Genomic DNA, 21,233 nt, shown 5'->3' on the forward strand with positions numbered 1-21,233 from the left:
TCAGGCCGCAACCGCTTATTCGAACCAGTGGGCTCGAGCGGCCATGATCAGCTTGCCGGCACGTTCTTCGTCGATGCCGTCGATGTCGAGCAGGTCGTCGATCGACTGCTCGGCCAGGTCTTCACGGGTAATCACGCCGCGCAGCGCGAGCTCGAGAGCCAGCGCCTTGTCCATGCCTTCCAGTTCCAGCAGATCATCTGCCGGATGGGCATCGGCCAACTTCTCCTCGTTGGCGATCGCCTTGGTCAGCAGACGATCCTTAGCCCGTGCACGTAGCTCATTGACGATCTCCTCGTCGAAGCCGTCGATACTGAGCATTTCTTCCATGGGTACGTAGGCAATCTCTTCGAGACTGGTGAAACCCTCTTCGACCAGGACTTGAGCCAGTTCTTCGTCGACTTCCAGCTCGTCGATGAAGGACTGCATGATGTCGCCGGTTTCTGCCTGTTGCTTGGCCTGAATGTCCGCTTCGGTCATCACGTTCAGGGTCCAGCCGGTCAACTGACTGGCAAGACGCACGTTCTGACCGCCACGACCAATGGCCTGGGCCAGGTTGTCTTCGCCAACGGCGATGTCCATGGCATGGGCATCTTCATCGACGATGATCGCAGCCACTTCAGCCGGCGACATGGCATTGATGACGAACTGCGCGGGGTTGTCGTCCCACAGCACGATATCGACGCGCTCACCGCCCAGCTCGCCGGAAACGGCCTGGACGCGCGAACCACGCATACCGATGCAGGCACCCTGCGGGTCGATACGCTTGTCCTTGGAGCGTACGGCGATCTTGGCGCGCGAACCCGGATCACGGGAGGCAGCCTTGACGTCGATCAGCCCTTCGGCGATTTCCGGTACTTCGATGCGGAACAGCTCGATCAGCATTTCCGGAGCGGTACGCGACAGGATCAGTTGCGGGCCGCGGTTCTCGGTACGAATTTCCTTGAGCAGGGCACGCAGACGCACACCCACGCGGAAAGTCTCGCGCGGAATGATGTCTTCACGGGCCAGCAGTGCCTCGGCGTTGTTGCCCAGGTCTACGATGACGTTGTCGCGGGTGACCTTCTTCACGGTGCCAGAGATGATCTCACCCAGGCGCTCGCGGTAGGCGTCTACCACCTGAGCACGCTCGGCCTCGCGCACTTTCTGCACGATGACCTGCTTGGCGGTTTGCGCGGCGATGCGACCGAACTCGATGGAATCGATCTTCTCTTCGAGCACGTCACCGATCTTGGCGTTGGCCTCAACGGCCTGCGGCATGTCCTCGGTCACCTGGTAGGCCGGATCCTCGAACTCGGACTCATCGACCACGGTCCAGCGGCGGAAAGTTTCGTAGCTACCGTTCTGACGGTTGATCGACACACGCAGGTCGACTTCGTCCTCGAAACGTTTCTTGGTGGCGGTCGCCAGAGCCAGCTCCAGCGCCTCGAAAATCACGCCGGCCGGTACACCCTTTTCATTGGATACCGACTCAACAACCAGCAGTACTTCTTTGCTCATCGTACGCCTCGCCTTTCGCAATCCATTGGTTCTGCGCAGTCCGCTTCACGTTCACGCCATTGGCGCTATCTTCGTGAGCTGCCGCGCTACCTTCGCGCCATCTGTGTCGCTTGCGCTGCGCCGACAATCGACAGTCCAGCAGCGCCACAGAATCCGCATCTCAATCAAATCGGGGGATGATATTGGCCTTGTCGATCAGGTCGATCGGCAACAGATACTCGTGGTCATCCACCTGAACTACCACGTCCTGCTCCTCCACACCGCGAAGGAGGCCCTGGAAGTTACGACGCCCGTCGAAAGGCGAACGCAGCTTGATCTTCACCTGCTCACCGGCATGCGTCGCAAACTGTTCGAGGGTGAACAACGGACGATCCATGCCAGGAGAAGAAACTTCCAGTGTGTACTCCGAGGTAATCGGATCCTCGACATCGAGTACACCACTGAGCTGACGGCTGACGATTTCACAATCGTCGATCAGGATGCCATCGGCTTTATCGATATAGACACGCAGCAGCGAATGACGCCCCTGCGACAGGAACTCGATGCCCCAACATTGGTAACCGAGCGCCTCGATTACTGGGGCCAACAAGGCCTGCAACTGTTCTAGCTTGCTCGACACTTAACGGCCCTCGTGCATGCTGTGCAAATAAAAAATGGGCGAAACGCCCATCCCTTCAATCCGCCGTAAATACCAACGGACACTGTCTTTCAGCTAACAAAAAGCCCCTGAAAAGGGGCCTGCTGAAACTGGTTGCGGGGGCAGGATTTGAACCTACGACCTTCGGGTTATGAGCCCGACGAGCTACCAGACTGCTCCACCCCGCGTCAAAGCTGGGCCGGAATTATACGGCCACCCCCTGGCGAGGGTCAACCAAACACTCCAGCAACAAGAAAGCCCGCGAACTGCGGGCTTTCTTGAGTATGGTACCGAGGAGGGGACTCGAACCCCTACAGCCTATGGCCACTACCACCTCAAGGTAGCGTGTCTACCAATTCCACCACCTCGGCAAAACTGTTACTGCCCTGGAGCCTCCGGCACATCCGAAGCATCGGATGCTGGAGCTTGCTCTTCGAGCACCGGCACATCTTCGACAGCCGGTTTTTGTTGAACTTCCAGAACCGCTGGATCTGGCAGACCAACTTGAGTCAGTGCATCAGCTTTTTCTTTAGCAAAGAACGCTAAACCCAAGCTGGTAATGAAAAAAGCCGCGGCGAGTATACCAGTAAACTTACTCAGAAAGGTAGAGGAACCTTGGCTTCCGAATACAGTTGCCGAAGCACCCGAACCGAACGACGCACCTGCGTCAGCGCCTTTACCCTGCTGCAACAGCACCAGCACCACAATACCGATCGCACCCAGCAGGTGCAGAACAACAATGACTGTTTCCAGCATTCTTCAGTTTCCTGCAGCGCGACAGATCGCACCGAATTCATCCGCATTCAGAGAGGCGCCACCTACGAGCCCCCCATCGATATCCCGCTTGCCGAACAACTCGGCAGCACTGGCGGCCTTCACACTGCCACCATAAAGAATTCTCAACCCACTCGCGACACCAGCATCGAGCAGCGCAACTTGCGCACGGATCGCTGCGTGCACTTCCTGAGCCTGCTCGGGCGTAGCGGTCAACCCGGTACCAATGGCCCATACAGGCTCATAGGCCACTACGGCGTTTTTCAGCGCATCGACACCCAGCGCGTCGATCACTGCGGCCAACTGGCCACCCACCACACCCAGCGTTGTATTCGCTTCACGCTGCTCGCGGGTTTCACCCACACAGAGCATGGGAGTCAAACCTGCAGCCTGTACCGCTGCAAACTTGCGCACGACCACTTCGTCACTCTCACCCAGAATCAGGCGACGCTCCGAGTGACCAACCAGCACCAGCTCACAACCGCCGTCGACCAACTGACTAACCGCCAGCTCACCAGTCAAGGCGCCCTGCTCTACTTGTGCCGCACAATCCTGAGCCCCAACCTTCACTGCTTTACCCTTCAGGCCTTCGACGACCTGAGCGATATGCAGACTGGAGGGAAACACCGCAACATCGACATCAGAAGGCAGCACCTGCTGACGTACACCTTCGATCAGCTCTGCGACGCTTGCGCGGGTACCGTGCATTTTCCAGTTACCAGCGACCAAGGGGCGACGCATGTTTTACCTCGTCGATCAAAGAGGGCGCAGATGTTACCCAAGAGCACCCTCGGTAGCAAGCGCAATCAAGCACAGACTTCGGCAACAATCTTAGCCAATTCATCGGCATAGCCGCGAACCGAGCTTTCCTCGTCACCTTCGACCATCACTCGCACCAGCGGCTCGGTGCCGGACTTGCGCAGCAGCACTCGACCGCGCCCCGCCATGCTCTCGGTCACCCGCGCGCAGGCTTCCTTCACCGAAGGATGCTCGAGCGGATCGACAGCACCGGAGAACCGCACATTGACCAGCACCTGCGGACACTTCTTCAGATCGCTGCGCGCATCAACCAGGCTCTGACCGCGGCGCTTGAGCGCCATCAACACTTGCAGGGCCGCAATAATCGCATCACCAGTCGTGGTGTGCTGGAAGCACACCAGGTGCCCGGAATTCTCGCCACCGAGCTGCCAGTTGCGCGCCAGCAATTCAGCGATCACATAACGATCACCGACATTGGCGCGAATGAATGGGATGTTGAGATCGGCCAGAGCCAGTTCCAGCCCGAGATTGCTCATCAGCGTGCCTACCACACCACCACGCAGCCGCCCACGCTCCTGCAGATCACGCGCAATGATGAACAGCAGTTCATCACCATCGACCACCGCACCATATTGGTCGACCATCAGCACACGATCAGCATCGCCATCGAAGGCGATACCCAGATCGGCCTGCTGCGCGACCACTTCAGCCTGCAGCGCAGCAATGTGCGTGGAACCGCAAGCATCATTGATATTGAGACCGTCGGGCTGCGCCGAAATGACCCGAACCTCCGCACCCAGCTCGCGAAATACACTCGGCGCGACCTTGTAGGCAGCGCCGTGGGCGCAATCGATGACGATCTTCAGGCCTTTGAAGCTGGTGCCGCTGGGCACACTGCCCTTGCAGAACTCGATGTAGCGACCGGAGGCGTCGTTGATCCGTGAGGCCTTGCCGATCCCGGCGGACTCCACCACGGTCATCGGCTGATCGAGCAACTCTTCGATCATCGCCTCGACATCGTCCGGAAGCTTGGTGCCTTCGCTGGAAAAGAACTTGATGCCGTTATCGTCATGCGGATTGTGCGAAGCACTGATGACGATACCGGCATCGGCCTGGAAAGTGCGCGTCAGATAGGCAATGGCCGGCGTCGGCATCGGCCCGAGCAGTTGCACGTCCGCACCCGCGGCAGCCAGCCCAGCCTCGAGGGCGGACTCGAACATGTAGCCAGAGATACGCGTGTCCTTACCGATCAGGATGCGGCACTTGCCCTGCTTGCGAAACGCCATGCCAGCCGCCCAACCGAGCTTGAGCATGAAATCCGGAGTAATAGGAAACTGGCCAACGCGACCACGAATGCCGTCGGTGCCGAAGTATTTTCTAGCCATAACGCTTTCCTTGTTATTGCGCCGCTTCAACCGCAGCGATCATGCGCACCACGTCCACCGTTTCGGCGACATCATGCACACGCAAAATATGTGCGCCCTTGGTCAAGGCCAGAGCAGCCAATGCCAGACTACCGTAGAGACGACCGCCAACCTCGTGACCGAGCACCTTGCCGATCATGCTCTTGCGTGAGACACCAACCAGCAAGGGCCGCCCCAACGTAGAGAGCTCACTCATGCGCTTGAACAGGGCGAGATTGTGCTCCAGGGTCTTGGCAAAACCAAAGCCCGGATCGAGCAGGATCCGCTCAGCGGGAATACCGGCTGTCGTGCAGACGGCCATGCGCTCGGCGAGAAAATCACGCACCTCAGCGACGATATCCGGATATTGCGGATCATCCTGCATGTTGCCGGGCTCGCCACGCATATGCATCAGACAGACCGGCAAACCAGTATCTGCCGCGGCATCCAGAGCACCATCACGTTGCAACGAACGTACATCATTGATCAGCCCCGCGCCCAGCCTTGCACTTTCGCGCATGACTGCGGGCGTCGAGGTATCCACGGAAATGATCACGTCGAGCTCACGGGCGATAGCTTCGACCACCGGCGCAACCCGCTCCAGCTCTTCGGTCGGAGAAACGGCCCGGGCGCCCGGGCGGGTGGACTCACCACCGATATCGATCAGCGTCGCACCTGCGGCGACCATCTGCTCGGCGTGACGCAACGCAGCATCGCGCGCCGTAAAGCGCCCACCGTCGGAGAAAGAATCAGGAGTTACATTGAGGATGCCCATCACCTGCGGACGGGACAAATCAAGAAGCCGGCTACCACAGGGTAGCCGGCTCGGGTGTTGCGCTTGAGACATATGAAACCTTAGTGCTCGGCCGCCGGCCCACCAATGGGCTTTTCAGAACGATCTGGCTCGTCGACCTTGGCCTGCGGAGCACCGGAGTCACCGCCACCATCCCAGCCGCGTGGCTCACGAGGCTCGCGGCCGTTCATGATGTCGTCGATCTGCTCGGCGTCGATGGTTTCGTACTTCATCAGCGCTTCGGCCATGGCATCGAGCTTGTCACGGTTCTCTACCAGCAGTTTCTTGGCCGTGGCGTAGCATTCATCGATGATGCGACGCACTTCCTCGTCGATAAGCTTGGCAGTCTCGCCGGAAACGTTGCTGGCCTGGCTGCCCATGCTGCGACCGAGGAAAACTTCACCCTCTTCTTCCGCATACATCAGCGGGCCCAGCTTCTCGGAAAGCCCCCACTTGGTGACCATGTTCTTGGCCAACTGGGTGGCGCGCATGATGTCGTTCGAGGCGCCCGTGGTGACGCCATCGAAGCCCAGGGTCATCTCTTCGGCGATACGACCACCGAACAGCGAGCAGATCTGGCTGATCAGCGCGCGCTTGCTGAGACTGTAACGATCTTCTTCCGGCAGGAACATGGTCACGCCCAGAGCACGACCACGCGGAATGATGGACACCTTGTAGACCGGATCATGCTCGGGCACCAGACGACCAACGATGGCGTGGCCCGCCTCGTGGAACGCGGTGTTGAGCTTCTCCTTGTCGGACATGACCATGGTCTTGCGCTCGGCGCCCATCATGATCTTGTCCTTGGCCAGCTCGAATTCCTTCATTTCCACCACGCGCTTGCCGGCGCGGGCGGCGAACAGCGAGGCCTCGTTGACCAGGTTGGCCAGGTCGGCGCCGGAGAAGCCCGGGGTGCCGCGGGCGATCACCGCCGGCTGCACGTCGTCGCTCATCGGCACCTTGCGCATGTGCACTTTCAGAATCTGCTCGCGACCACGAATATCCGGCAGACCAACGACCACCTGGCGGTCGAAGCGGCCAGGACGCAGCAGCGCAGGGTCGAGAACGTCCGGACGGTTAGTGGCAGCGATGACGATGATGCCGTCATTCATCTCGAAACCGTCCATCTCCACCAGCAACTGGTTGAGGGTCTGCTCACGCTCGTCGTGACCGCCGCCCATGCCGGCGCCACGATGGCGACCCACGGCGTCGATCTCGTCAATGAAGATGATGCACGGCGCGTGCTTCTTGGCCTGATCGAACATGTCGCGAACACGGCTGGCACCAACACCGACGAACATCTCAACGAAGTCGGAACCGGAAATGGTGAAGAACGGCACTTTCGCCTCACCAGCCACGGCTTTGGCGAGCAAGGTCTTGCCGGTACCCGGCGAGCCAACCATCAGTACGCCACGCGGTATGCGACCGCCCAGGCGCTGGAACTTGCCCGGATCGCGGAGGAATTCCACCAGTTCGCTGACTTCTTCCTTGGCCTCGTCGCAACCGGCGACATCGGCGAAGGTGGTCTTGACCTGATCTTCGGAGAGCAGACGCGCCTTGGACTTGCCGAAGCTCATCGGCCCGCCCTTGCCACCAGCACCGCCCTGCATCTGGCGCATGAAGAACATGAATACGGCGATGATCACCAGAATCGGGAAGCTGGCGACCAGCAACTGAGTCCAGATGCTCTGCTGCTCAGGCTGCTTGCCTTCGATGACCACGTTGTTGTCGATCAGGTCGCCAATCAGGCCGCCGTCCTGGATCGCCGGACGAATGGTCTTGAACCCCTCGCCATCGGTGCGCTTGCCGGTGATCACGTAACCATCGACGGTCACGCGCTCGACGCGCCCCTCCTTCACCTGCTCGATGAATTGCGAGTAGCTCAGGGTCTGCGGCTCGCTCGGACTGGAGAAGTTGTTCATCACGGTAACCAGCACCGCCGCAATGATCAGCCACAGGATCAGATTCTTTGCCATGTCGTTCAATTAGCTACCCTCTGAAGCAGGCCTCGTGGCGAAGCGGGCTTCCCATGACGACCAATGATATACCGACTAACTTACACCAAACGCCCGCGTCCCGCAGGCACCGTCTGTAACCCTTTATGAGGTTTCTGCGACTGAGACCGACAGGGCGGACACCAGTTTCAACTCACATCCCGCGAAAGCCGCGCGCCAACAGATATTGCTCACGGGAGCGATCGCGCGAGGACAGCGGCTTGCGCATCTGCACCTTGTCGAACGTCTCGCGCACCTGCTTGTGGTAGGCGTCGAAACCTTCACCCTGGAAAATCTTGATCAGAAAATCGCCACCTGGACGCAAGACACGCCCGGCCAGATCCAGCGCCAGCTCGCACAGATACATCGCACGTGCCTGATCGGCGGTTCTTACCCCACTCATATTGGGGGCCATATCGGAAATAACAAGATCCACCGGATTTTCGCCGATGGCCTCGAGAATCTGCGCGAAGACCGCGTCATCGGTGAAATCACCCTGAATGAAGGTGACATCGGGAATGCTGTCCATCTCCAGGATATCGGAGGCGATCAGACGCCCTTTGTCGCCGATCACTCGACTGGTGACCTGCGACCAGCCGCCTGGTGCGGCGCCGAGATCAACCACGGTCATCCCTGGGCGCAGGATGCGATCCTTCTCCTGGATTTCCAGCAACTTGTAGCTGGCGCGCGAACGATAGCCGTCCTTCTGCGCCATCTTCACGTAGGGATCATCGAAATGTTCTTTCAGCCAACGCTGGCTGGTCTTGGAACGTGCCACTTAAACCTCTGACTCAACGGGTCATGAATAACTGCGCGGGCTCGGGTAAGATAGGCGCCGTTTTCCAGACCGAATTAGGTACTAACGATTATGCCGCTCACTCAAGAGCAGAAGAAACAATTCAAATCTATCGGCCACCACCTGAAACCTGTATTGATCGTGGCTGACAATGGTTTGACCGAGGGCGTGCTGGCCGAACTGGACCGTGCCCTGAACGATCACGAACTGATCAAGGTACAGCTGCGCCTCACCGAACGCGAGGATCGCCAGGCCGCCATTGTAGCCCTGTGCGAGAGCGGACGCGCTGAACTGGTCCAGTCGATTGGCAAGGTCGCCCTGCTCTATCGCAAGAACCCCAAGCCGAATCGCAACCTGTCCAACGTTATTCGTTACCAGGGTTGAGGCGCATCCATCGCGATCACGGGCAGGCATGGCGTGCCCTGATCGCGAATGAATTCGCGTCTGAAAGCGTCGTTAGCGCCTGACTGGCGCCCCAGGCACAGGCTGCAGCACCAGCAACAGCCCACAAAATGCCATCACCAGATAGCTGAAGCGCAGCCAATACTCGACCTCGGGCCAGTAGCGCAACACAGCGAAGTAGCTCAGGGCCATGGCCGCAACGGTCAGCAGTAGTTGCCCACGCATATCCCGCAGCAGACTCGACAGACCTTCACTGCGCAGCAAGGCAAAAGCCTGCAGCGCAACGCACACCGCTGTCAGACCGACCAGTAGCGGCACCAGCCGCGTGGCTATCTCCTGCACCAGCAGAGGCGCCAGACCGCTTTGGCCGATGGCCGGCAGAATGACGAACTGCAACAACCACAAGCCGCCCACCCAGAGGGTCTGGGCCAGCTGCCAACTGACGGCAGCCGCCCGAGACGGTTGTTGCGGTTTAGATATGACGGACTTCGACAATCTCGTACTCGATCAAGCCACTAGGGGTCTGTACCGCGACTACATCGCCCTCGCTCTTGCCGATCAGAGCACGGGCAATGGGTGAACCGACGGAGATCTTGCCCTGCTTGATGTCGGCTTCGTCCTCGCCAACGATCTGGTAGGTCACGCTTTCGTCAGTCTCGACGTTGGCAATCTCCACCGTGGTGCCGAAGATCACCTTGCCGGTGTGCTCGATGGTGGTGACATCGATGATCACCGCGTTCTGCAGACGACCTTCGATATCACGCACACGCGCTTCGACCATGCCCTGCTGCTCACGCGCGGCGTGGTACTCGGCGTTTTCCTTGAGATCACCCAGCTCGCGGGCTTCACCGATGTCCTGACTGAGTTTCGGGCGAACCACCTTGGTCAGGTGCGCCAGCTCTTCTTCCAGGGCGCGAGCGCCCTGAACGGTCATTGGATATTTGATCATGCCTTGATTCCTGCATGCAGATCCTGCAGCCGGCGCACAGTCTTCTCCGGGCCGAACTTGAGCGCTTCACAGACCGCCTGCCCCGCCGCGATGGTGGTGGTGCAGTAGATCTTGTGCTGCAGGGCGTTACGACGGATCGAGTAGGAGTCAGCGATGGACTGACGCCCCTCGGTGGTATTGATGATCAGGGTCACTTCGTCGTTCTTGATCATGTCGACGACATGCGGACGACCTTCGGTCACCTTGTTCACTCGACGAACTGGCAGACCAGCAGCCTCGATCACCTTGGCGGTACCGGCAGTGGCAACCACTTCAAAGCCCAGCGCGATCAGATCACGGGCGACCTGAACGGCTTCCGGCTTGTCATCTTCACGTACGCTGATGAAAGCGCAACCGGAGTTCGGCAGGATCTCGCTGGCGCCCAGCTGGGCCTTGGCGAAGGCTTCGCCGAAGGTATCACCGACACCCATGACTTCACCGGTGGACTTCATCTCCGGGCCGAGGATCGGGTCGACGCCTGGGAACTTGGCGAAGGGGAATACCGCTTCCTTGACGCTGAAGAACGGCGGGATGATTTCCTTGCTGTAACCGGCCTCGGCCAGGCTCTTGCCAGCCATGACACGCGCAGCCACCTTGGCCAGCGACTCACCGACGCACTTGGAGACGAACGGCACGGTACGCGAGGCGCGCGGGTTCACCTCGATGACGTAGATATCCTCGCCCTGCACGGCCATCTGCACGTTCATCAGACCGACCACGCCGAGTTCCAGGGCCATTTTCTTGACCTGGTCGCGGATCTCGTCCTGGATGTGCATCGGCAGCGAGTACGGCGGCAGCGAGCAGGCGGAGTCACCAGAGTGCACGCCGGCCTGTTCGATGTGCTGCATGATCGCGCCGATCACCACGGTCTCGCCGTCGCAAACCGCATCCACGTCCACTTCGATGGCGCAGTTGAGGAAGCGATCGAGCAGCACCGGGCTATCGTTGGAGACTTTCACCGCTTCGCGCATGTAGCGCTTGAGCTCTTCTTCCTGGTAGACGATTTCCATCGCCCGGCCGCCCAGCACGTAGGACGGACGCACCACCATCGGGTAACCGATGTTCTTCGACAGGGCCAGGGCTTCGTCTTCGCTACGCGCAGTGGCATTGGCCGGCTGACGCAGGTTCAGGCGCTGCACCATCTGCTGGAAGCGCTCGCGGTCTTCGGCGCGGTCGATGGCCTCGGGGCTGGTGCCGATGATCGGCACGCCCGCTTCTTCCAGGGCGCGGCAGATCTTCAGCGGGGTCTGGCCGCCGTACTGGACGATGACGCCTTTCGGCTGCTCGACACGGACGATTTCCAGCACGTCTTCCAGGGTCACCGGCTCGAAGTACAGGCGATCGGAGGTGTCGTAGTCGGTGGAGACAGTTTCCGGGTTGCAGTTGACCATGATGGTCTCGTAACCGTCTTCACGCATGGCCAGCGCGGCGTGTACGCAGCAGTAGTCGAACTCGATGCCCTGGCCGATACGGTTGGGGCCACCACCGAGGATCATGATCTTCTCGCGGCTCGACGGATTGGCCTCGCACTCTTCCTCGTAGGTCGAGTACATGTAGGCGGTGTCGGTGGCGAACTCGGCGGCGCAGGTGTCCACACGCTTGTACACCGGCAGCACTTTCAACTTGTGGCGATGAGCACGCAGGCTCTTCTCGGAAACACCCAGCAGCTTGGCCAGGCGCGCATCGGAGAAGCCCTTGCGCTTGAGCTTGAACATCAGGTCGCGGTCGATGGCCGACAGACCGAGGGTCTGCACGGTGGCCTCGTCCTTGATCAGATCTTCGATCTGCACCAGGAACCACTCGTCGATACGGGTCAGCTCGAACACTTCGGCGACGGTCTTGCCGGCGCGGAAGGCATCAGCCACGTACCAGATACGGTCGGCGCTGGGCACGGTCAGCTCGCGACGCAGGGTGCTTTCAGCCTCCGGGTCGTTCAGGTCGAGCTTCGGATCGAAGCCGGCAACGCCGACTTCCAGACCGCGCAGGGCTTTCTGCATGGACTCCTGGAAGGTACGGCCGATGGCCATGACTTCACCGACGGATTTCATCTGAGTGGTCAGGCGGGCATCGGCTTTCGGGAATTTCTCGAAGGCGAAGCGCGGCACCTTGGTCACCACGTAGTCGATGGCCGGCTCGAACGACGCCGGGGTACGACCGCCGGTAATGTCGTTGCTCAGCTCGTCGAGGGTGTAACCGACAGCCAGCTTGGCGGCGATCTTGGCGATCGGGAAGCCGGTGGCCTTGGAGGCCAGCGCCGAGCTGCGCGATACACGCGGGTTCATTTCGATCACAACCATGCGACCAGTGTTCGGGCAGATGCCGAACTGCACGTTGGAACCGCCGGTTTCCACACCGATCTCGCGCAGTACCGCCAGCGAGGCGTTACGCAGGATCTGGTATTCCTTGTCGGTCAGGGTCTGAGCTGGTGCGACGGTGATCGAGTCACCGGTGTGCACGCCCATCGGATCGAAGTTCTCGATGGAGCAGACGATGATGCAGTTGTCCTTCTTGTCACGGACCACCTCCATCTCGTATTCCTTCCAGCCGATCAGCGACTCGTCGATCAGCAGTTCGCTGGTCGGCGACAGGTCGAGACCGCGAGCGCAGATTTCCTCGAACTCTTCACGGTTGTAGGCGATGCCGCCACCGGTACCGCCCATGGTGAAGGACGGACGGATGATGCAGGGGAAGCCAACCTTCTCCAGCACGCCGTACGCTTCTTCCATGTTGTGGGCGATGCCGGAAACCGGACAGGCCAGGCCGATGTCCTTCATCGCCTTGTCGAAGCGCGAACGGTCTTCGGCCTTGTCGATGGTGTCGGCATTGGCACCGATCATCTCGACGCCGAACTTCTCCAGCACGCCGTGCTTTTCCAGGTCCAGCGCGCAGTTCAGCGCGGTCTGGCCACCCATGGTCGGCAGCAGGGCGTCGGGGCGTTCCTTCTCGATGATCTTGGCCACGGTGGCCCACTTGATCGGCTCGATGTAGGTGGCGTCAGCCATGGCCGGGTCGGTCATGATGGTGGCCGGGTTGGAGTTCACCAAGATGACGCGGAAACCTTCTTCCTTCAGCGCCTTGCACGCCTGAGCGCCGGAGTAGTCGAACTCGCAGGCCTGACCGATGACGATGGGGCCGGCGCCGAGGATCAGGATACTTTTGATGTCTGTACGTTTTGGCATTTTCTTACTCTCGAATCCTTGGGTCAGTCGGCAGGCTTAGCGGCGCTTGGCCATGGCTTCGATGAAGCGGTCGAACAGTGGCGCCACGTCGTGCGGCCCTGGGCTCGCCTCGGGGTGCCCTTGGAAGCTGAAGGCGTCCTTGTCGGTGCGCTCGATGCCCTGCAGCGTGCCATCGAACAGCGACTTGTGGATCGCACGCAGGTTGCCCGGCAGGCTGCTTTCGTCCACAGCGAAACCGTGGTTTTGGCTGGTGATCATCACCACACCGCTGTCGAGATCCTGTACCGGATGGTTGGCACCGTGGTGGCCATGACCCATCTTCAGGGTCTTGGCGCCGGAGGCCAAAGCCAGCAACTGGTGGCCGAGGCAAATGCCGAATACCGGGATATCGGTTTCCAGAACGTCCTTGATCGCCTGGATCGCGTAGTCGCACGGCTCGGGATCGCCAGGACCGTTGGAGAGGAACACACCATCAGGATTGAGTGCCAGCACGTCGCTGGCCGGAGTTTGCGCCGGCACCACGGTCAGGCGGCAGCCACGCTCGACCAGCATGCGCAGGATGTTCAGCTTCACGCCGTAGTCATAGGCGACAACGTGATAAGGCAGCTCGCTGGCCGGGATTTCCGGGTGGCTGTCGTCCTTCAGATTCCAGGTGCTTTCGCGCCACTCGTAGCGCTCGGTGCAGCTGACTACCTTGGCCAGGTCCATGCCCTTGAGGCCCGGGAAGCTGCGAGCCAGCTCCAGCGCTTTCTCCTCGGTGGCGTCGTCACCGACCAGGATGCAGCCATTCTGCGAACCCTTTTCGCGCAGGATACGGGTCAAGCGGCGAGTATCGATACCGGCGATGGCGACGGTGCCGTTGGCTTTCAGGTACTCGTCCAGCGGTTGCTTGTCGCGCCAGTTGCTGGAAATCAGCGGCAGGTCGCGAATGATCAGGCCAGCGGCCCAGACGCGGTTGGACTCGGCATCTTCCGGGGTGGTACCGGTATTGCCGATGTGCGGGTAAGTCAGGGTAACGATCTGCTGGGCATAGGATGGATCGGTAAGGATTTCCTGATAGCCGGTCATGGCGGTGTTGAACACCACCTCTCCGATCGTCTGGCCATCGGCCCCGATGGAATCGCCGCGAAAAATGCTGCCGTCAGCAAGGGCCAAAATGGCAGGTTTGGGGGCTGGCTTAGTCAAGAAGACCTCCGTCTCGATCAAGGCTTGAAGCAAACGCAGGTTGTAAAAAAGCGGGATGACGTGTGAAGGTCATCCCGCTTTTTTATTTGAGCCATTCTGCGTAACTTTTAGTGGACACACTAAAACAGGAAGCTTACAGGAAAACCCTTTTTCGGTCCACCCGATAAGACGCCTCAGTCACACATTCGCATCAACGCAGACCCAGCACGTCCTGCATGTCATACAGAGCGGCATCACGCCCCTGCAGCCACAGCGCCGAACGCACCGCGCCCTTGGCGAAGGTCATGCGGCTGGAGGCCTTGTGCGTGATCTCGACACGCTCGCCATCGGCGGCGAACAGCACGGTGTGATCACCCACCACGTCACCGGCACGCACGGTAGCGAAGCCGATGGTCTCGCGCTCACGGGCGCCGGTCTGACCTTCGCGGCCATATACGGCGACTTTCTGCAGATCACGCCCCAGTGCATCGGCCACCACTTCGCCCATGCGCAGTGCGGTACCGGACGGTGCGTCGACCTTGTGCCGGTGGTGGGCTTCGATGATTTCGATGTCCACGTCGTCACCCAGCACGCGAGCAGCGGTATCCAGCAGTTTCAGGCACAGGTTGACGCCGACACTGAAGTTGGCGGCGAAAACGATGGGAATCTGCTTGGCCGCTTCGCTCAGCTGCTGCTTCTCTTCCACGGTGAAACCGGTGGTACCGATGACCATGGCCTTGCCCGCCTGGCGGCAGACTTCCAGGTTCTTCAGGGTCACCGACGGATGGGTGAAATCGATCAGCACGTCGAAATCGTCGACCACCGCGGCCAGATCACCCACCAGGGTCACGCCAATCTTGCCCAGGCCGACCAGTTCACCGGCATCGGCACCGATCAGGCTGCTGTCGGCGCGGTCGATGGCGGCGCTGAGCTTGGCGCCCTCGGCCTGACTCACGGCCTCGATCAGGGTCTTGCCCATGCGCCCGGCGGCGCCCATCACTGCAATACGTTGCATACATCAGCTCCAAGCTGTCACCCCGGCATCCACCGGGGCGCTTTGGGGTTAAACGTCGCCGAAGAAGCGCTTCACACCTTCGAACCAGCCGCTGGCCTTGGGCGAGTGGGAATCGTCACCCTGCAGCGACTTGCGAAACTCTTCGAGCAACTCGCGCTGACGCTTGTTCAGGTTGACCGGTGTTTCCACCGCGACCCGACACATCAGGTCGCCAGCCGCGCCACCACGAACAGGTGCCACGCCCTTGCCGCGCAAGCGGAACAGCTTGCCGGTCTGGGTACCTTCGGGGATCTTCAGCTTGACCCGACCATCGAGGGTCGGCACTTCCAGTTCGCCACCCAGCGCCGCATCGGCAAAGCTGATCGGCACTTCGCAGTACAGATGCTTACCATCACGCTGGAAGATCGCATGTTCACGGACGTTGACCACCACGTAGAGGTCACCGGCCGGGCCGCCATGCGTACCGGCCTCGCCCTCGCCGGACAGGCGAATGCGGTCACCGGTATCGACACCTGGCGGCACCTTGACCGACAGCGTCTTGCTCTCTTCCACGCGACCCTGACCGTGACAGCTGCCGCAAGGGTCGGTGATCATCTTGCCGCTGCCATGGCAGCGCGGGCAGGTCTGCTGCACGGAGAAGAAGCCCTGCTGCATGCGCACCTGACCGATGCCACCACAAGTGGTACAGGTGACCGGGCTGGTGCCCTTCTTGGCGCCTGAGCCATCGCAGGTCTTGCAGCCGACCAGGGTCGGCACGCGGATGGTCACGGTGGTACCGCGTACCGCTTCTTCCAGATCCAGCTCGAGGGTGTAGCGCAAATCCGAGCCGCGCTGGGCACCGCCACGCGAGCCGCCGCGAGCACCGCCGAAGAAGTCGCTGAACACATCACCGAAAATATCGGAGAAGTTGGCGCCGCCGAAACCAGCACCACCGCCGCCACCCATCTGCGGGTCGACCCCAGCGTGGCCGTATTGGTCGTAGGCCGAACGCTTGGCCGCGTCAGAAAGTACTTCGTAGGCCTCGTTGGCCTCCTTGAATTTCTCTTCGGCGTCTTTGTCGTCCGGGTTGCGGTCCGGGTGATATTTCATCGCCAGGCGCCGGTAGGCCTTCTTCAGCTCGGCTTCGCTAGCGCCGCGCTCGACCCCCAGGATCTCGTAATAATCACGTTTTGCCATAGTTGTGCTGCACTCTCAGATTCGTGAGTTCCAGATACGCCGACGCGGGAGAAGGCTCCCGCGCGGCGAATCCTGCCCGTCGCGAGCGACGGTGGAGCGTAAAGAAGAGGCGGCCCGCCGAGCAGGCCGCATCCCTTACTTGTTCTCCTTGACCTCTTCGAACTCAGCGTCGACCACGTCGTCACCGGCATCCTTGGCATCGCCAGCATCAGCCTGGGCGGCACCGCCCTGCGGCTGCTCGGCATACATCTTCTGCGCCAGCGGCGTGGTGGCTTCGGACAGTGCGTTCATCTTGGCCTCGATGGCGGCCTTGTCGTCGCCTTTCACGGCCACTTCCAATTCGCCAATGGCTTTCTCGATGGCCGCTTTCTCGTCGGCAGTCGCCTTGTCGCCCGCTTCGGTGAGCATCTTGCGGGTGGCGTGCACCAGCTGATCGCCCTGGTTACGTGCCGTGGCCAGCTCTTCGAACTTGCGGTCTTCCTCGGCGTTGGCCTCGGCGTCACGCACCATACGCTCGATTTCGTCATCGGACAGGCCGGAGTTGGCCTTGATCACGATGGACTGCTGCTTGCCGGTGGCCTTGTCCTTGGCGGACACGTGCAGGATGCCATTGGCGTCGATGTCGAAGGTCACTTCGATCTGCGGCACGCCACGCGGAGCCGGCGGAATCTCGGCCAGGTCGAACTTGCCCAGCGACTTGTTCTGTGCGGCCTGCTTGCGCTCACCCTGCAGCACGTGAATGGTCACGGCGCTCTGGTTGTCATCGGCAGTGGAGAACACCTGCGACTTCTTGGTCGGGATGGTGGTGTTCTTCTCGATCAGCGCAGTCATCACGCCACCCATGGTTTCGATACCCAGGGTCAGCGGGGACACATCCAGCAGCAGTACGTCCTTGACGTCACCGGCCAGAACGGCGCCCTGAATGGCAGCACCCATGGCAACAGCCTCGTCCGGGTTGACGTCCTTGCGTGCTTCTCTGCCGAAGAACTCGGTCACCAGCTTCTGTACCAGCGGCATGCGGGTCTGACCGCCGACCAGAATCACGTCGTTGATCGAACCGACATCAACACCGGCATCCTTCAACGCGATACGGCAAGGCTCGATGGTGCGTTGCACCAGATCCTCGACCAGCGACTCCAGCTTGGAGCGGGAGATCTTCACGTTCAGGTGCTTCGGACCGGTGGCATCTGCGGTGATGTACGGCAGGTTGACGTCGGTCTGCTGGCTCGAGGACAGCTCGATCTTGGCCTTCTCAGCAGCTTCCTTCAGGCGCTGCATGGCCAGCGGATCGCCCTTGAGGTTCATGCCGGTTTCTTTCTTGAATTCGTCGACGAGATAGTCGATCAGACGAATATCGAAGTCTTCACCACCGAGGAAAGTGTCACCGTTGGTGGCCAACACCTCGAACTGGTGCTCGCCATCAACTTCGGCGATCTCGATAACGGAAACGTCGAAGGTACCACCACCCAGGTCATAGACGATCACGGTGTGGTCGCCCTTGGCCTTGTCCATGCCATAGGCCAGCGCAGCCGCAGTCGGCTCGTTGATGATGCGCTTGACGTCCAGACCGGCGATGCGACCAGCATCCTTGGTGGCCTGACGCTGGCTGTCGTTGAAGTAGGCCGGAACGGTGATCACCGCTTCGGTGACTGGCTCGCCCAGGTAGTCCTCGGCGGTCTTCTTCATCTTCTTGAGAATTTCAGCCGAGATTTGCGGCGGCGCCATCTTCTGGCCGTTCACTTCAACCCAGGCGTCACCGTTGTCAGCCTTGGCGATCTTGTACGGCACCATCTGAATGTCTTTCTGCACGACTTCTTCGTCGAAACGACGACCGATCAGACGCTTCACCGCATACAGGGTGTTGTGCGGGTTGGTCACGGCCTGACGCTTGGCCGACTGGCCCACGAGGATTTCACCGTCGTTGGCGTAAGCGATGATCGACGGCGTGGTACGAGCGCCTTCGGCGTTCTCGATTACCTTGACGTTGCCATTTTCCAGAATGGAGACACAGGAGTTGGTGGTCCCCAGGTCGATACCGATAATTTTGCCCATGAATGTTCTCCCGAAACTTTGATTTTTCCGTCGCCTCGTTTTTCAGGCGCCGGCAGCACTAAAACGCTTGACTTAAAAATGGGGTCGTTACTGCTGATTTCAAGCCTGCTCGTCGATACTCGGCGGCGGCGTGGTTGGTGCCTTGCTGACCACGACCATGGCCGGGCGCAGCAGGCGACCGTTGAGCAGATAGCCCTTCTGGAACACCTTGAGCACAGAATTCGGCTCGGCGTGAATGCTCTCTTCCATGGCCATGGCCTGGTGATGCTCCGGGTTGAACGGCGCACCATGCGGGTCGATGGCTTCCAGGTTGTAGCGAGCCAGGGTGTCGTGGAACAGCTTGAGGGTCAGTTGCATGCCCTCACGCACGGCCTTGATCGACACATCGTCAGGGCTGGACAGCTCCAGACCGCGCTCCAGACTGTCAATTACCGGCAGCAGATCGCCAGCGAACTTTTCCAGCGCAAATTTGTGTGCCTTCTCTACGTCCTGCTCCGCGCGACGACGCACGTTCTGCAGGTCGGCAGCCATGCGCAGCGACTGATCCTGTGCAGAGGCCAGTTGCTCTTCCAGCGTTTGCACGCGAGCAGCCAGGTCGTCACCAGGCGCCACAGCTTCTGCCGCCTGCGCCTCGGAATTCTGCGTATCCAGGGTCTGTTCGTCAGCCATGCCTTTCTCCTCTCGAAAAAACTGGCGCGATACCGACTCGCGCTCCTGCCGCCTATATGGAGTCAATTCCACAGCTTTCAAGGGGCAATAGGGAGGATTGCCAGAGAAAGAAAAAACACTGTATAAATAACCAGACATCAATTCGGGAGCGTTCGCCATGCTGGTGCACCTGTCCATTCACAACTACGCCATCGTCGACCACCTGGATCTCGAGCTGGATGCCGGCATGAGCGCCATCAGCGGCGAGACCGGTGCCGGCAAGTCGATCATGCTCGACGCCCTCGGCCTGTGCCTGGGTGATCGCGCCGACAGCGGCGTGGTACGCCCAGGCGCAGACAAGGCTGACATTCTCGCCAGCTTCGACCTGGTGGACATTCCCGAAGCCCGCACCTGGCTCGCCGAACGGGATCTGGACAACGACGGCCCGTGCATCCTGCGCCGGGTGATCACCGCCGAAGGCCGCTCGCGCGGCTATATCAACGGCAGCCCCTGTCCGCAGGCCGACCTCAAGGCACTTGGCGAGCTGATCATCGATATCCACAGCCAGCACGAGCATCAGTCGCTGCTCAAGACCGACACCCATCGCCGCCTGCTCGATGAATACGCCGGCAGCCAGGACCTCGCGCGCCAGGTGCAACTCGCCGCGCAGCGCTGGAAGCAGACACGCAACGAGCTGGAGCGCATCTCCAGCCAGGGTGACGAACAGCGCGCCCGCCACCAGCTGCTCAGCTATCAACTGGAAGAGCTGGAAAATCTGGCGCTGGGCGACAACGAACTGGAACAGCTGGAACAGGAGCACAAGGCGCTGAGCAACGCTGAAGCGCTACTCGCGGCCTGTCGCCAGGTGCTCGATCTGTGCAGCGAGAGCGATGCCGGCAACGTGCTGTCCGCGCTGACCGCCAGCCTCAACCGCCTGGGCGCCTTTGGCGGCCAGGGCGGTGCCTTGAACGAAGCCAGCAACCTGCTGGCCAGTGCGCAGATCCAGGTCGAAGAAGCAGTCGGCGAGCTGAATCGCTTCCTCGATCACTTCGACGCCGACCCGGAGCGTCAACAGTTTCTCGAAGAGCGCCTGGACACCATCTACACCCTGGCACGCAAGCACCGCATCCAACCCACCGAGCTGGCCGCCTTGCAGCAACAGTTGTTCGAGGAGCTTGAAGGCCTGAATGCCGACGACCAGGCCAGTGAACGCCTGGCCGAAGAGCTGGCCGCCTATGAGCGCCATTACCAGGAGAAAGCCGCCGAGCTCAGCACACTGCGCAGCAATGCTGCCGAGCGCCTTGCTGCTGCAGTAGAGCAGGAAATGCAGGCGCTGGGCATGCCTGGCGGCCGCTTCAACATCCAGCTCCAGGCCATGAGCAGCGAAGAACCACATGCCAGTGGCCTGGAAATGGTGGAGTTCCTGGTCAGCGCCAACCCCGGCCAGCCGCTACGAGGCCTGGCCAAGGTGGCCTCCGGCGGTGAGCTGTCACGTATCAGCCTGGCGATCCAGGTGATCACCGCGCAGACCTCGCGTGTACCGACCCTGGTATTCGACGAAGTGGACGTCGGTATCGGCGGCCCCACAGCAGAGGTGGTCGGCCAACTCCTGCGCCGCCTGGGCGAGCGCGGTCAGGTGCTATGCGTCACACACCTGCCGCAAGTCGCCGCGCAGGGCCATCAACATCTGTTCGTGCACAAGCGTCGCGGCGAAGATGCCACGTCTACCGCCGTGAGCAAGCTGGACGAGAGCGGCCGCGTCGAGGAAATAGCCCGCATGCTCGGTGGCGTCGACCTGACCGAGGAATCCCTGGCTCACGCGCGCAAGATGGTCACCAGCGCCCAGGCTGCCTGAAGCAGCCTAGCGCGGATGCAATCCGGAGGGCTCCCGGATTGCATCCGCGCCATGACAAAGCAAAAAGGCGACCCGAGGGTCGCCTTTCTGATTGCCGCAGA

18 protein-coding genes and 2 tRNA genes are annotated in these 21,233 nt (G+C 60.6%); 2 read left to right on the forward strand and 18 right to left on the reverse strand.

Annotated elements, in window-relative coordinates; genetic code table 11:
• Positions 1-15: 15 nt before the first annotated feature.
• From nusA to rlmE, 10 genes are all read right to left on the reverse strand, one after another.
• Entirely contained in the window at positions 16-1,497 is a 1,482-nt protein-coding gene (gene nusA / locus BLT86_RS13885; RefSeq protein WP_017675330.1) for a transcription termination factor NusA, read from the reverse strand.
• A gap of 160 nt (positions 1,498-1,657) precedes the next feature.
• Positions 1,658-2,116: a ribosome maturation factor RimP gene (rimP, locus tag BLT86_RS13890; protein WP_004424406.1), complete on the reverse strand. Its 459-nt coding sequence runs from the start codon at positions 2,114-2,116 to the stop codon at positions 1,658-1,660.
• 129 nt (positions 2,117-2,245) lie between these two features.
• A tRNA-Met gene (locus BLT86_RS13895) sits at positions 2,246-2,322 on the reverse strand.
• Positions 2,323-2,419: 97 nt separating this feature from the next.
• Positions 2,420-2,505 (reverse strand) — tRNA-Leu (locus tag BLT86_RS13900).
• A gap of 7 nt (positions 2,506-2,512) precedes the next feature.
• Positions 2,513-2,890 carry a preprotein translocase subunit SecG gene (secG, locus tag BLT86_RS13905; protein ID WP_074860159.1) on the reverse strand — a complete coding sequence of 126 codons (378 nt, stop codon included), beginning with the start codon at positions 2,888-2,890 and terminating at the stop codon, positions 2,513-2,515.
• A 3-nt stretch (positions 2,891-2,893) separates the two neighbouring features.
• Entirely contained in the window at positions 2,894-3,649 is a 756-nt protein-coding gene (gene tpiA / locus BLT86_RS13910) for a triose-phosphate isomerase (protein WP_092377428.1), read from the reverse strand.
• Between the two features lie 65 nt (positions 3,650-3,714).
• Positions 3,715-5,052: a phosphoglucosamine mutase gene (gene glmM, locus BLT86_RS13915; RefSeq protein WP_004424414.1), complete on the reverse strand. Its 1,338-nt coding sequence runs from the start codon at positions 5,050-5,052 to the stop codon at positions 3,715-3,717.
• A 13-nt stretch (positions 5,053-5,065) separates the two neighbouring features.
• Positions 5,066-5,917, reverse strand: coding sequence for a dihydropteroate synthase (folP, locus tag BLT86_RS13920; protein ID WP_092377431.1), 852 nt, complete (start codon positions 5,915-5,917; stop codon positions 5,066-5,068).
• Positions 5,918-5,925: 8 nt separating this feature from the next.
• Positions 5,926-7,839 (reverse strand): ATP-dependent zinc metalloprotease FtsH, encoded by a 1,914-nt coding sequence (gene ftsH / locus BLT86_RS13925; protein ID WP_092377434.1) that lies wholly within the window; start codon positions 7,837-7,839, stop codon positions 5,926-5,928.
• Positions 7,840-8,011: 172 nt separating this feature from the next.
• Positions 8,012-8,635: a 23S rRNA (uridine(2552)-2'-O)-methyltransferase RlmE gene (gene rlmE / locus BLT86_RS13930; RefSeq protein WP_017675335.1), complete on the reverse strand. Its 624-nt coding sequence runs from the start codon at positions 8,633-8,635 to the stop codon at positions 8,012-8,014.
• Between the two features lie 90 nt (positions 8,636-8,725).
• Here rlmE and yhbY point away from each other — a divergent pair, with 90 nt between their 5' ends.
• A complete protein-coding gene (yhbY, locus tag BLT86_RS13935; RefSeq protein ID WP_017675336.1) occupies positions 8,726-9,037 on the forward strand; it encodes a ribosome assembly RNA-binding protein YhbY in 312 nt (103 codons plus the stop codon).
• A 72-nt stretch (positions 9,038-9,109) separates the two neighbouring features.
• Here the strand turns inward: yhbY and BLT86_RS13940 are convergent, their stop codons facing one another.
• From BLT86_RS13940 to grpE, 8 genes are all read right to left on the reverse strand, one after another.
• Complete coding sequence (locus BLT86_RS13940) at positions 9,110-9,550, reverse strand: hypothetical protein (protein WP_026088426.1); 441 nt, start codon at positions 9,548-9,550, stop codon at positions 9,110-9,112.
• A complete protein-coding gene (gene greA / locus BLT86_RS13945; RefSeq protein WP_017675338.1) occupies positions 9,528-10,004 on the reverse strand; it encodes a transcription elongation factor GreA in 477 nt (158 codons plus the stop codon). The genes BLT86_RS13940 and greA overlap by 23 nt, the downstream gene beginning before the upstream one ends.
• The gene (carB, locus tag BLT86_RS13950; RefSeq protein WP_017675339.1) at positions 10,001-13,222 is read right to left on the reverse strand and encodes a carbamoyl-phosphate synthase large subunit; all 3,222 of its coding nucleotides are present in this window, start codon (positions 13,220-13,222) and stop codon (positions 10,001-10,003) included. The genes greA and carB overlap by 4 nt, the downstream gene beginning before the upstream one ends.
• Positions 13,223-13,258: 36 nt before the next feature.
• Complete coding sequence (gene carA / locus BLT86_RS13955) at positions 13,259-14,407, reverse strand: glutamine-hydrolyzing carbamoyl-phosphate synthase small subunit (RefSeq protein ID WP_017675340.1); 1,149 nt, start codon at positions 14,405-14,407, stop codon at positions 13,259-13,261.
• 190 nt (positions 14,408-14,597) lie between these two features.
• Positions 14,598-15,401 carry a 4-hydroxy-tetrahydrodipicolinate reductase gene (gene dapB / locus BLT86_RS13960; RefSeq protein ID WP_017675341.1) on the reverse strand — a complete coding sequence of 268 codons (804 nt, stop codon included), beginning with the start codon at positions 15,399-15,401 and terminating at the stop codon, positions 14,598-14,600.
• Positions 15,402-15,449: 48 nt separating this feature from the next.
• On the reverse strand, positions 15,450-16,577 hold the full coding sequence (dnaJ, locus tag BLT86_RS13965; RefSeq protein ID WP_092377437.1) for a molecular chaperone DnaJ: 1,128 nt from the start codon (positions 16,575-16,577) through the stop codon (positions 15,450-15,452).
• Between the two features lie 135 nt (positions 16,578-16,712).
• Positions 16,713-18,629 carry a molecular chaperone DnaK gene (dnaK, locus tag BLT86_RS13970; RefSeq protein WP_021489336.1) on the reverse strand — a complete coding sequence of 639 codons (1,917 nt, stop codon included), beginning with the start codon at positions 18,627-18,629 and terminating at the stop codon, positions 16,713-16,715.
• 99 nt (positions 18,630-18,728) lie between these two features.
• On the reverse strand, positions 18,729-19,475 hold the full coding sequence (gene grpE / locus BLT86_RS13975) for a nucleotide exchange factor GrpE (RefSeq protein WP_331715038.1): 747 nt from the start codon (positions 19,473-19,475) through the stop codon (positions 18,729-18,731).
• Between grpE and recN the strand changes: the two genes are divergently transcribed.
• Positions 19,456-21,132, forward strand: coding sequence for a DNA repair protein RecN (gene recN / locus BLT86_RS13980; RefSeq protein WP_017675345.1), 1,677 nt, complete (start codon positions 19,456-19,458; stop codon positions 21,130-21,132). The two genes, grpE and recN, sit on opposite strands and share 20 nt — an antisense overlap.
• Positions 21,133-21,233 lie beyond the last annotated feature (101 nt).

The organism is Pseudomonas sihuiensis (assembly GCF_900106015.1).
In the GTDB taxonomy this organism is placed as follows: Bacteria; Pseudomonadota; Gammaproteobacteria; order Pseudomonadales; family Pseudomonadaceae; genus Aquipseudomonas; species Aquipseudomonas sihuiensis.